Raw genomic sequence first — 13340 nt, forward strand, 5'->3', positions numbered from 1 at the left:
CCAGCTCCCCGCCGGCTACAAGGCGGTGCTCCCGGCGTGAACCACGGCACCACCCTGCGCCCGATGCGCTGGTGCCGAGCCGACTTCCCACTCCCGTTGCTCTCCGTGCGCCGAGGTCCGGTCAGCCTCAGTTGAAGACCAGGACGTCGGTGCGCATCGGGATGGAGCTGTTCCAGCCGATGTTGATCTTGAAGGTCACGATCCCGTTGCCGGGGGCGATGCTCGACACCTGGAAGGCGGCGGCGCCCACGAAGCGGTTCCCGTTGGAGTCGATCTCGGAGGCGGTGATGACGACGGTGGAGTCGATCCCGATGACGTTCCAGGGGATCTGCAGGTTGAACGTCCCGTGCGAGGGGGTCCAGGTCCACCAGCCGCGCCACACGGCGCCGACGTTGCCGCCGATTGCGGCGAGCTCCTGTCCGGGGCTGGTGGGCTGCGAGCTGCCCGCGATCTGCGGGCTGTCGGAGGCGGAGACGGAGGAATCGGCTGCGGTCATGGCGGCTCTCCTGTCGCCGGGAGAGCCTCCACAGGCTCTCCGGATACTCCGAGTGTCGGTCAGTATGCGGAGCGTCGACAATCACTCGTGCGAGTGAACTCCCCTGCCTCATCGGCGTGTTGGCGTACTGACCGGACAGGCCTCATTGGGAGGTGTCGACTCGTTGGGTCGCCGCCACGGCCATCCGCAGCGCTTCCGACAGTGCCGCCAGCAGCGGCAGCGTCGGCGCCGCGTGCCCCGCCTCGACTGCCCGCAGCTGCTCCTCGGTCAGCCCCGACCGCTCCGCCGACTCCGCCACCGACCGCCCGAGCGCCGCCCGCCGCTCCCGCACGGCCCGCGCCAGATCGCCCGCCGGATCGCCGTCCGGATGCGCGGGGAAGTCCTCGATCAGGGGTCGTCTGCTGTCCATCGGGGCTCCTCGTCTCGACTGCGGGGCGCACAGTGTGACAGCGCGTCAGCCGGAAAAGGGTGAAGCGGCGGTCAAGTCTCCTTGGCCGCCGCCCAGTTCATCGCACGGCCCCTCCGAGGCCTCCCGCCGGAACGCACACCGCACCGCGTATCAGGACTTCCCCGCCGGAGCCATGCCGATCTCCTCGCCCCGGGTGCCGGATTGGTCATCCATGTCGATTCTTCCGGAACCTCTTGGTGACGGCCCTGAAGCCTTCGAAGGTATCGATCACGTCGAGCTCGATCATCACCTTCGAAAGTCCACCGCCGACGGCTAGAAGTTCGTAAGCGATGAGATACATGGCAGGGACGAAATCCGGTCTCAATCGTTCCGGCGGCGGGGGAAGAGCCGTCCGGGCCAACCCTTTCGGTGTTCGGCCTCGGTGGCGGAATCCTTCAGCTCCGGGTAGGCGTCATCGGGCCTGTTGTGCCCGATGTCGAGATCCTCGCCGGCCCGGGTGGATACCGAGCCCGGGCCGTAGTTGGACCAGACCGACATGCCGTCATTCGTCATCTGGACGACGAACGGGATCTCGGTGGTGGGCGGCGCCTCGCTGTTCACGACGACGGCCTCGCCGGGCTCCAGCCAGATGTCACTGCCTTCGGGTTCGAGCATCAGCTCCATTCGCCGGTCGCTACGGTTCTCGATCTCGACCTTGAATTTCACTTTGCGTTCCATTCGAAAAGTATGGCATGGGCGTGGGTTGGTGAATTGCTCGGGTCGCCCGCTTCCCCGGGGAAAGCGGGCGACCCGAGTCATGGCTACTCCTGATCAGCTGGAGCGTTTCGCCTTGCGCCAATTCTTGAGGACGTAGCGGGTCGCGGCTGCACGGGGGCCTGCGCTCGGGCTCGGGGTGCGTCTGAACGCCGAGGCGTGTGCCACCTCCTTGAAATACCTGTGGACGATCCGCACCTCCTTCTTGGTGAAGGTCTTCTGCACGTTCCTGACGTGTTCCAGGGTGTGCAGCTTCCGGTTCTCGTTCTTGTTGAGCCACAGCACGCCGTTGCCGAGCTGGTTCGGCGGAACATTGTGTCGCTGGGCTACGGCCCCGACCTTCTTCCAGTGCTTGGCCACGGAGGGGAAGTCCGAGACCTTCGTCCCGACTCCCTTCAGGCCGCTGGCCGTCCGCATGGCCGAGACGCCCCGGCTGACGCTCTTCGCGGCGACCACCGCGGTGGCGACGACGGCGGTCGCGCCCACGGCGGCGGCGACGACCGTCGCCGCCATGACGGCGGCTTGTCCCCAGTTGCCGGTGGCCGCGTAGGAGACGGCGGAGACGGCTGCCGCTACCGAGCCGATGGGACCGGGGATGTACGACGCGACCTCGGCGACCTTGGCGACCACCTCGACCGTCTTCTTCAGCCACTTGGGCATGCCCCAGTTGCCGTCGAGGTCGGTGCAGTTGACCGGGTCTCCGGTGCAGTAGTCGTACGCACTGGCGTTGCCGCCGGGGACCGGGTCGACCTGGAGGAACCGGCCCAGGGCCGGGCTGTAGAGACGGGCACCCATGAGGATGTCGCCGTCCTGCGCTTCGGCCGAGCGCAGCTTTCCGCCGAGCCAGCCGTATCGGACGGTGGTCTGGCCGTCCTGCGGGATGCCGAACTCGTCGAAGTCCAGCACCACCGGCCTGGTCAGTGCCGTGTCCGTGGTGACGACCACGGAGCCGAACAGGTTGGTCAGCTGCAGCTGGATGCCACCGGTCCGGCCGGTGGTGGCCACCAGGTCGGCGTCCGGCCCCGAGATGTTGCGGGTCAGCGTGCCCAGGGCGGTGTCCTCGACGGTCCACCGGACGTGGTCGGAGTCGTCGCCGTAGTGGTTCAGCTTCGACGCCGAGCCGGCCCAGGTGCCGTCGGCCTGCTTCTTGCTGGTGGTGAACGCGGTCAGGCGGTGAGCGGCGTCAACGGCCCATTCCTGCCTGGTGTCCCCCTTCTCCTGGGCGGCGACCTTGTCGTTCGCCCAGTAGGTGTTGGTCGCGCCGGTGGCGGTCTTCACCGTGCGTCCGAAGGCGTCGTAGACGAAGCCCGGGTCGGTGAGCCGGTCGGCGCTGTCGTAGGTGTGGTTCTCCGCCGTGGCCCCGGCCGTGCTGCACTCGCCGGCCTCCCCGCGGGGGGAGGTCTGCTTGGACAGGCGGTTGGAGTGGGCGTCGAAGGCGTACTGCCGGGTCACGCAACCGGCGGCGGCCGTGGTCTGCTCGGCCTTCACGAGCCGGCCGAGCCGGTCGTACCGGTAGGAGCGGGTGGCGGTGGAGCTGGTGTCCTTGGCCACCTGGCCCTGGGTGGAGATGTCGGTGGTCTGGGCCCAGACCACCGTGTTGTCGGAACTGCGGGTGTAGCTGCGGCCGGTGGCCTCGCCGACCGCGTTGAAGGTGTCCTTGCGGACGATCCCGCCGGGGTAGGTCTGCTCGACCAGCTGGCCGTCGGGGCCGTACTTCGCGGTGAACTCGCCCGCGACGCTGTCGTTGACCGAGGTGACCAGCCCGCGCGGCTCCTTGGCGCGGTCATAGGTGTAGGTGGTGGACCCGGTCGGGTCGCTCACCTTGACCGGCTTGCCGTACCGGTCGAACTCCGTGGTGGTCGTGGCACCGTCGGCGTCCGTGTAGGAGATCAGTCGGCCGAGGGAGTCCAGGACCCGGGTCAGGGACTTGTCGCCGGTCGTCGTCCGCACTGCGTCGCCCGTCGCCGGGTCGTAGTCGACGGTCACCTTGGGCAGGGGCTTGCCCTCGTCCGAGACGATCTCGGTCGAAACGATCCGGTCCAGCTCATTGTGGACCGTGACGTTCTTGCGGGACTTGCCCGCATTCGTCTCCGTCGTCTCCTCGGGCTCCTTGAAGGCCGAGTAGCGGGTGACCCGCTTCACCGGAAGGGTGGTCGGCATCCGAGTGCCGTCCGCCCCGGTGACCGCACCGCCCGGCATCGTGACACAGGCCAGGCCTGCCCACTCGGGGCGGTTGCCGCAAGCGGTGTCGTCCGGATTGGCCTTGGCCGTGTAGAACACGGACTTGACGGTGCCCGCGTCGATGCCGTTCGAGCCCGGCTTGCGGGATTCCAGCGCCCGCCCGGCCGGGTCGTACTTGACGTAGGCCGTCAGCTTGGCGCCGAGGGCGTCGGTGGTGACCGAAGTCGCTGTCTTCAGCGTCCAGCCAGGGGCGCCCCCGATGGGCGCGTCGTAGCCGCGCTTGGTGACGCGCAGCTCGACGTCGTCGGCGTAGCCGTCGATGCGGGCGCCGTCGGTGGCGGTGGTGATCAGGTGGTAGGCCTGGCCGTCGGGCTTCCCCTCGTCGTAGGTGTTGGTGTTGTGGTCCCGGGCCACGACCGACGTGCCGGCCGGGAGCGTCGGGTTGACGGTCGTCTTGGTGAGCGTGACGGTGTCGGCGCCGGTGTGGAAGCGCTCGCCGCCGCTGGCGGTGTTGGTGTCGATGACGGTGAGCCTGAGCTCGTGGTCACCGCGCGCGAGGTGCAGCGACCGGCCCACCGAGAACGGGGCGATCACCGGGTTGGTGCTGTAGGTGTCGATCGGCTGGCCGATGTTCTGGCCGTCGATCGCCCACTGGATGACGCCGTGGTCGCTGTTCTTGGTGAGCTGGCCGGAGAGGACGTAGTCGCCCTCCTCGGGAACGCTGACCCGCATGGTGTCGAACGCGCCCGCCGCCGCGCCGCGGATGCCCAGGTGGGCGCCCCCGGACCAGAGCAGGCCGCAGCAGTCGCTGTCGACCTGGACCTTGGTGTTCGTGCCCAGTTGCGGCAGCTTCTCGGCCTCGAACGTGACGGTGACCGGGGCGGTCTGGCCGTTGACCTGCTCGGCCAGGGACGCCCGGTAGGCCGGGCCCAGCGTGTCGAGCACATCGATGCCGTCGGCCGAGTAGACCGTGCGCGAGTCCAGCAGTCGGGCCCGCGAGGCGGGGTCCGCCGGCAGGTTCAGCTCGGCGGCGAACGTGTCGGCGTCCGGGTGGCTGCCGAGCGCGATCGAACGGTTGGTCGCACTCAGGGTGCGTACGACATGGCCGTAGCGGTCGTACTCGGAGGTGTCGATGTCACCGCCGGGGGTGACGGACGGACTGGCCGTGTTGACCTCGCTGCCGGAGGCGTTGAGGTAGTGGACGCCGGCGGGCTTGTAGCCGTCCGGGCCCGGCTTGGCGGCCGAGGCCGTGTTGGCCCGGGGGTCGTCCTCCGGGCCGAAGACGGCGGTCGCGTCCGTCGGAGCATCGGTCTGCGCCCACTTGGCCACGTCGGCGCCCGCCAGGTCGTACGGACCGCCGGCACTACGGGTCAGCGGCACGTCGTAGACGACCGAGGTCGCATTCTCGCCGATCACCCGGTCCTTGCTCCCCGGCGCGAGGGTCCCGCGACGGACCTTGAGCAGACGGCCGGGGTCCTGGTCCGCCGCGGCCTTGCCGTAGTCGAAGTTCCACGGCAGCTGACCCGCGGGGGCGATCCGGGTGACCCGGCCCGCCTCGTCGTAGGTGTAGGCGAGTTTCAGCGGAGTAGCCGGACGCGGATCCCAGACGGTGGCGATACGGCCCTTGTCGTCGTACGCGTAGTGCGCGACCTCGACGGCCTCCTGCTTGGAGGTGGCCGGGTTCCAGGACCAGACCTTGACGCCCCGGACGCGGTCCAGGTAGTCACCCGGGGCCGAAGCGGTCGCCGTCGTCGCCTTGGCGTAGTCGTACTCCATCACCTCGCAGCCGCGCGGCAGCGGGTCGACGGTGCAGCCGTTGACGTCGTCGACGCCCGGTTCCACGGCCGGGATGACGCGCTTGACCAGCGAACGGCCATCGGCGGTGTCGTACTGGTACCGGGTCGTCGAGGCGGCGTCGGGCCCGGTCTCGCTGACCACCTGGTAGATGTTCGAGCCGGCCTGGCGGGCGAAGACGGTCCTGGAGCCGTCCAGGTCGGTCAGCTCGTAGGTGGTGCCGGCGGTCTGGAGGTCCCAGATCTGGTTGGGGCCCGCCCAGCAGACCCAGATCGAGGCGCCCTTGTCGGCGTCCAGGCACTGGCCCGAATGACGGTTGGTCACCGTGTTGTCGGGGCGGACCTCCCACTGCTGGTTGTTACCGCCGTTGCAGGTCCACAGGGTGAGCGGGGTGCCGTTGGCGACCTGGCCCAACGGGTTGTCCAGGCAGTGGCCCAGCAGCCGCAGGGTGAGGTCGTCGCCGCGGGTCCACTGCTGGTTGGCGGCGCCGCTGCAGGCGGCCGGCTGCAGCCGGGAACCGTTTCCGGGCACGCCGCCCGCGACCTCCAGGCACTGGCCCGAGGTGGCGAGGACGATCGCGCCGGACTTGGCCGGCACGGCCTTCAGGGTCAGGCCCTCGGCACCGGGCTCGGGGAAGAACGTTCCGTCGTTGCCCTTGGCGAAGGTCAGCGAGCTGTCGTCGTTGTTCTTGATCTCCACCAGGTCGGACTGCTGGAAGGAGAGCGAGCGGTAGTCCGAGCCCTTTCCGGCGTCGGGGCCGCCGGCCCACTGGGGGCCGAAGGGGGCGACGATCTCCTTCAGGGACAGGTCGTCGAAGTAGACCTCCTTGCCGCTGCCGCCCGCGTTGCCGTTGTAGAGGCGGAACCAGGCCTCGGTGGCGTCGGCCGGGACGGCCATGTCGACCGTCAACTGCTGCCAGCCGTCGGTGAAGGAGGCCTTCGGGGAGGCCGTCTCGCCGTAGCCGGCCGGGGTGCGGTACACGCCGACGAGGCGAAGGCCGCGGTCGGGCAGTGGGCTGTCCAGTCCGGTCGCGCCGGGGACGTAGATCCAGCCGGTCAGCCGGTAGGTGCGGCCGGGCTTCATGCCCTGACCCATGGTGTACTCGGGGCCCAGTGCGGCGAAGGAGTCCCACCCGGAGGCAGCCGGGGTGACCGACAGCGAGTCGGTGGAGCTGTCGTGGCCCCGTGTCGTGGAGCGGGTGACGGTCGCCTGGCCGGGGGTGAAGCCCGTCGTATCGGCGCCGATCTGGCGCTGGTTGAGCGTCAGCCGCTCGCCCTGGGGCTGCCAGCCGCGGCCGAGGTCACGGGAGGACACCGTGCGCTTGACCGACATGCCGAACTCGTCGGCGTCGGTGACGTCGGTGGAGTAGTCACCGGTGAGCAGGTTGACCGAGCCGGGGCCGATGCCGGTGCTCGCCGCGCCGTCGGCGTTGCGGTCGACCGTCATGGTGTTCCAGACGGTGGTGTAGCCGTTGCCGGAGCCGTCCTCGGGGAACAGCACGGCACGCACCTGGACGACGCCGCCGACCTGGCCGAGGGTGTCCAGCACGTTCCAGTCGGCGTGGGTGCCGAGGTCGGCGAGGCGCGGCTTGTCCTCGGTGACGGCCGTGTTGTCGGCCTTGGTGAGGTTGGCGCGCGGGACGGTGTACTCGGTGGCGCCCGGGCCGCGGCGGTACTGGTAGACGACCCGCTTGAACTGGGCCTGGGCGTCGACGGAGAGCTTGACGCGCTTGGCGGCCTGGGTGCCGTTGACCGGCGAGCTGATGCCGGCCTGGCCGACCTGGAACACGTACGTCGCGGGCGGGGACAGGTTGCCCGCACGGTCCTTGGACTGCACGCTGAGCACGCGCCGGCCCTCGGTCGTCGGCGTTATCGACGTGGTCAGCGCGCCGGTCGCGGCCACGGTCACCGGGGTGCCGCCATCCAGGGTGTGGACGTAGGCCGCGGTGTCGTCCGTGCCCGGGGCGGGCGAGAAGGTGAACGAACCCGGCTGGCCGGCGGTGCCGTGCCAGAGGTCGTCCGCCGGGTAGTCGGCCGAACTCACGAACGGCGTACCGGGCTTGACGGTGTCGGCGACGACGTTGGTGCCCACCCAGCCGGAGCGGGACTTGCCGTCGTCGAGCATGGCCCAGATCGAGTACTGCACGCCCTCGTCGAGGCGGGCGATGCCGTAGTCGGAGGGGCGGACGGTCGCGATCGCGCCGTTCGGGGTGTCCCGGACGATGCTGCCGACGAAGGTGCCGCCGCGCCACAGGTCCAGGTAGACCTTCAGCGGGTCACCGTCGGGGTCGGCCGCCTGCACCTGGAAGCGCGGGTTCGGGTCCGAGGTGTAGCGGGGGTTGCCCTGTTGCGAGGGCAGGACCTCCACGGTCGCCGGGGTCGCCGGGACGGTGTTGTACGTGATCGAGACGAACGGCGGCCAGTAGCCCTCGGCGGAGCTGAACCGCTTCCACGACAGGCTGCTGGACTCGTCGGCGGCCTTGAGGGCGAAGCCGTAGTCGTTGTAGCCGAATCCGGCGAAGTGCCGGATCATCTCGGTGACGTCGGCCTTGGCCCAGAAGGTGCCGTCCGGGGCGTAGCAGTCGTGGTTGTCACCGTCGCCGGCGACGTCGTAGGTGTCGTTCGACGTGGCCCACTTGCGCTCCATGGCGGGCTGGTTGCCCCAGCGGGTCCACCAGGCCGCGCCGCCCGCGTTCCACACCTCCCACTGCTTCGGGGTGCAGGAGGAGGAGTGGTAGTTGGCGAGATGGAGCGTGGCGCCCAGGATCTGCTTGCCGTTGAACGACCCGCCCGGGACGGTCAGAAACGACCGGGCCACGACCTTGCCGTCGTAGCTGCCCAGTTTGAGGTCGGTCGACGCGGAGGCGTCGATGTTCTCGTTGGTCTGGACGTAGGTGTCAAAGGTCGTGCCGACGTCCACCACCGGGTCGATGGTGACCGGGAACCGGGTCTTCGGGTCCGCCAGGAAGTGGGCGTCCGGGGTGAACACCAGCTCGGTGTCGGTGCCTTGGCCGCGCAGCTGCATCGTGACCGCGCCGCGGTTCAGGTGCTCCTGCGAGGCCGGGTCCACGACGGCGTCCCACATCACCGGGGCCGGGATGCGGACGGTGGTCCTGCCGCTCGCCTTGTCGAGCAGCTGGATCGAGCCGTCCTGCTGCGGGGCGACGGTGAGGCCGGTGGTGTCGAGCGGGATCGTCACGGTGCCGGTCTGGGCGACGGCGGCACGGTCCTTGACGATCAGGAACTGCTCGAAGCCGGTCCGGGTGGCCTCCAGCACCAGGTCGACACCCGGGCGGGCGTCGACGTAGGTGGCCTTGTTGCCCTCCAGCCTGGGCTTGGGCAGCTTGCCGAGCCAGCCGAACCTGACCTGCTGCTCGCCCGAACCGATCCGCACCAGCTCGCGCTCGGCGGGCTCGGCCTCGGCGGGCTTCGGGTCGGCCGCGGGGGCTGCGGCGGCGCGGACGCCGTTGCGGGAGGCCCGGGTCGGCGCGGCCGAGGAGGACGCGGACGGCGAATCGGACGCTGTCGGTGCGGCAGACGCGGTGGCAGACGGCGCCGGAGAGGGCGCGGCCGTCGGCGTCGCGCTGGGCGCCACCGCCGGCGCCGTGGTCGGCGCGGTGCTCGGCACCGTCGCCGGCGCGGCGCTCGGCAGGCTGTCGCCCACCGTCACCCCGGCGTCGCCGCCCTCGAAGACGACCCCGCCCGGGTGCGCCTTCGGCGCGACCTTGCCGTCCTGGGTCTGCACCAGGGTGGTGTCGACGGGCACCCAGGCGTCGCCGGACTTCATCCGGATCGGCCCGGTGGACCGGTCGGAGGTCAGCGTGCCGTCGGGGTTGGCCCACAGGGTGGTGAACTCGGTTCGGGCGCCGGTGACTTCGATCCGCCGCTTCTGCAGTCGGGCCGAGAGCAGGGCGGACGCCTCGTCGAGCGCCTCGGTGGCGGGCGCGACCGGGGGTACGGGCGGTGTGGACGCGGCGACCGCGGGGGTCGCCGTGATCGCGTCCACCGCGACACCGGTCTGCACCAGCAGACCGAGCGTCAGGATGGCGGCTATTCGCCGTTTCCTGCGCGTGGAGAAGGCCCCGTCCGTGGAACCGGACGAGGCCTGAGACCGTCGTGACATCAAGACTCTCTCAAGAGATTGCCAATGTTTAGCACGGCTTTGGTAAAAGCCGATTCACAATCTCTCATTCGCGACGCACTGCGAATGGCCAACGGGGATGAAGATTCCGTAACGGATCAACGGTTCAGAGTGTTCGTGGAATGACGATTCGTCGGCAAGGTGCCGATATGTCGGAAAAATCGCCAGGGCCCTACGCCGGTTCGTATGTCGTCCGCCGCACCAGCGCCCGGGCGTGCGCGCCGTCCATCGGGTGGGCGAACAGGTACCCCTGCCCCAGCGGGCAGCCCATGGCGGCGAGCAGGTCGCGCTGGTCGGGGTGTTCGATGCCTTCGGCGATGACCTGGACGCCGAGGGTGTCGGCGATCCGGGTGATGCCCTCGACCAGGGCGTACTGCTGGGGGGAGAGGCCGAGCCCGTCGATGAAGGACTTGTCGATCTTCAGGAGGGAGATCGGGAACTCGCGCAGGTACGACAGTGAGGAGTAGCCGGTGCCGAAGTCGTCGATCGCGAGGCCGATGCCGAGTTCGCCGAGGGTGGCCATGTCGGCGCGCAGCCGGTCGTCGCGGCGCATGAGGACGGATTCGGTGAGTTCCAGGACGAGGGTGCGCGGGTCGATGCCGGAGGTGTCGATGGCGTGGCGGACCACGTCGACGAAGCCGGCGTCGCGGAACTGGCGGGCGGAGACGTTGACGTTGACCCGCAGCGGGGGGCGGCCGGTGGCGGTGCGGGCGGCGGAGCTGGCGGCGTGCCAGGCGGCGGCCTCCTCGGCGGCGCGTTCGAGGACCCAGGCGCCGAGCGGGACGATCTGGCCGCTCTCCTCGGCGAGGGCGATGAACTCGTCGGGCAGCACCATGCCGCGCCGGTCGTGCGGCCAGCGGACGAGGGCCTCGAAGGCCACCAGGTCGCCCGTGCGAAGGTCGATGATCGGCTGGTAGTACAGCTGGAAGGCGGATTCGGCGATGGCGGAGTCCAGGTTCTCGTTCATCTCGTGCCGTTCCACCATCCCGGCCTGCAGGGCGGGCCGGTAGTGGCACCACTGGCGGCGGCCGGCCGCCTTCGCGGAGTAGAGCGCGAGGTCGGCGTGGGCGAGCAGTTCGGCGGAGTCCACGCTGTCCTCGGTGGTGGACACCCCGATGCTGGCGCTGACCCGCACGGCGCCCGCGCTGAGCTTGAACGGTTCGGCGAAGACCGCGAGCACGCCGGCCGCGAGGGTGTCCACGTCGGCCGGGCGGGACGCGTCCTCGACCAGGACGGCGAACTCGTCGCCGCCGAGCCGGGCGGCGGTGTCCGAGCTGCGCAGCGCGGTGGAGATCCGCAGCGAGACGGCGACCAGCAGTTCGTCGCCCACCGCGTGGCCCTGGGTGTCGTTGACCACCTTGAAGTCGTCCAGGTCGATGAACAGCACCCCGGTGACGGCCCCGCTGCGCTCGCCGCGGGAGAGCGCGTGGCCGACCCGGTCCTGGAACAGCACCCGGTTGGCGAGGCCGGTCAGCGAGTCGTGGAAGGCGCGGTGGGTCAGCTCGCGCTCCATCTGGCGCTGCTCGGTGACGTCGCGCAGGGTGAGCACCAGGCCGCCGACCGTCGGGTCGTCGCGCAGGTCGGTGTAGCGCACCTCGGCCTCGATCGGGGTGCGGTCCTGACGCAGCAGCCGCCAGTGCTCGCGCGGCTGGTCGCCGCGGGGCGGCTCGGCGGAGCCGCGCATCCGGGCCAGCGCCTTGCCGACGTCCCGGCTGTCCTCGGGCGGGACGAGGTCGGTCAGCAGGGTGCCGTCCAGGTCGGGGCGGCCCAGCACGCGCTCGGCGGAGGAGGAGGCGTAGCGGATGCCGTCGTCGGCGTCGAGGATCAGGATGACGTCGCTGGCGTTCTGCACCAGGGTGCGGAAGTACAGCTCGCTGTCGCGCCGGGCGACCTCCTGGCTCAGCACCTGGCGTTCGACGGCCAGGGCCGCCTGGCCGGCCAGGATCTCCAGCGAGCCCCAGAGGCTGGTCAGCTCCTGCTCGGTGCCGGTGACCACGAGCGCGCCGATCAGCGGGTCGCCGGAGGGGCGTTCGGCCAGCGTGAGCGGGCAGACCAGGGCGGCGGGCATGTCGCCGAGGTGGGTGGGCAGCTCGTCGGAGCCGACGGGCAGCAGGCGGGTCTCGCGGTGGGCGGCGAGGCGGGCGAGGGCCTCGTCCTGGGCGTGCTCCGCGTCCCGGGCGGTGTCGTCCGGGCCGCCGGTCCTGCCGATGCCGGCCCGGCGCACGTGCAGCACCCCCGACTCGGTGACCGCGAGCAGCGCGACGTGCCCCCGCTCGGCGGGCATCAGGGTGGAGGCGGCGGACTGGACGGCGTCGGCGACCTCCGCCACCGTGACCGCCGCGGTCAGCCGGGCGCCGGCCTCCCGCAGCGCCCGCTCCCGGGCCACCGCCTGGCGGCGGGCGACCACCACGACGGCCAGCCGGGCCAGCACCAGCAGGTAGAGCAGCGCGGAGAAGGCGCCGATCACGCCCGCGTTGCTGGTGTTGCCGGCCAGCGACTCGATGATCAGGATGGCGGGCGCGATCAGCGAGGCCAGGGTCAGCAGCGCGAGCCGGGTGGCGGAGAGGTCCGGCTGCTGGGTGGGGACGGGCCTGGTCAGCTCGACCATCGACGGGTGCAGCGCGGCCGCGCCCCAGGCGGTGTAGAACGCGGCCCAGCCGAGCTCGACGCCGGTGCCGATCCGCCAGGTGCCGTGCAGCTGGATCAGCCCGTAGAGGATGTCCGAGGTGAGCAGGCCGAGGGCGCCGACGGTGAGCAGTTGCAGCGAGCGGGAGTTGCCGCCGCGCGGGGTCAACAGCCGTAGCAGCAGGGCGAGGACGACGACGTCGCCGAGCGGGTAGGCGATCGAGACGGCCTTCTGGATCCAGCTGAGGTCCGGGTTCCGGGCGTACGGGAGGATCAGGTAGATCCAGACCAGCAGGGCCAGTCCGAGGGTGATGATCAGGGCGTCGAGCAGCCCGGCGCGGTCCTGGCGCGCGGTGCGCCAGCGGATGAAGCCGAGCAGGCCGACCGCGTACAGCAGGAACTCGGCGAGGTAGAAGCCGTCGGCGACGGACGGGAACGGGTTGTTCAGGTGCAGGATGTCGAGCTGCAGGGCCTGGATCGCCTCGCCCGTGGTGAAGCTGAGGTTGGCCAGTGCCAGCACGTACCAGAACAGCGGGTGGCGGGGCCGGTTGAGCCGGACGCCGACCACCACGGCGGCGACGCCGCCGAGGCCCATGCCCGTCCACCAGACGATCCGCAGCCCGGGGTCGGCGAAGTAGATGCCGGTGAACAGCACCATCCAGAGCAGGTAACAGACCATCAGGCGTTGTCGCCGGCGAGTCAACGAGGCTACCTCCTCCGCGACACCACCCCGCCGTTCGGACGGGGGAGTTCGGGCGAGGGCGGGTCTTGCGGACGGGTCCTCGGGGGCCGGTCGGCCCACGGGGGAACGGCGTCCGGCGGGCTGTGCGACGGACGTTGTCGGTGTGCCCTGAGTGCGTATAGTCGGAATTGTCGCACCTCCCAGCATTCTGCCGCTTCAGCACGAGGTCAAGCCGGTGGACGACGCAGCCGACAGCGCAC

Annotated in this window: 5 protein-coding genes; all 5 read right to left on the reverse strand. The window is 70.6% G+C overall.

What is annotated here, in order from left to right; genetic code table 11:
- Positions 1-127 precede the first annotated feature (127 nt).
- The 5 genes from ABTY61_RS07520 to ABTY61_RS07540 all read right to left on the reverse strand — a co-directional run bounded on the left by ABTY61_RS07520 (position 128) and on the right by ABTY61_RS07540 (position 13101).
- Entirely contained in the window at positions 128-496 is a 369-nt protein-coding gene (locus tag ABTY61_RS07520; RefSeq protein WP_350503996.1) for a hypothetical protein, read from the reverse strand.
- Between the two features lie 142 nt (positions 497-638).
- Positions 639-905, reverse strand: a complete 267-nt coding sequence (locus ABTY61_RS07525; RefSeq protein ID WP_350503997.1) for a helix-turn-helix domain-containing protein — start codon at positions 903-905, stop codon at positions 639-641.
- Positions 906-1265: 360 nt separating this feature from the next.
- Positions 1266-1622, reverse strand: coding sequence for a hypothetical protein (locus tag ABTY61_RS07530; protein WP_350503998.1), 357 nt, complete (start codon positions 1620-1622; stop codon positions 1266-1268).
- 93 nt (positions 1623-1715) lie between these two features.
- The gene (locus ABTY61_RS07535) at positions 1716-9755 is read right to left on the reverse strand and encodes a ricin-type beta-trefoil lectin domain protein (RefSeq protein WP_350503999.1); all 8040 of its coding nucleotides are present in this window, start codon (positions 9753-9755) and stop codon (positions 1716-1718) included.
- 190 nt (positions 9756-9945) lie between these two features.
- Positions 9946-13101, reverse strand: a complete 3156-nt coding sequence (locus tag ABTY61_RS07540) for a putative bifunctional diguanylate cyclase/phosphodiesterase (protein ID WP_350504000.1) — start codon at positions 13099-13101, stop codon at positions 9946-9948.
- Positions 13102-13340 lie beyond the last annotated feature (239 nt).

Origin of the sequence: Kitasatospora sp. NPDC096128, assembly GCF_040303105.1 — a bacterium.
Lineage (GTDB): Bacteria > Actinomycetota > Actinomycetes > Streptomycetales > Streptomycetaceae > Kitasatospora.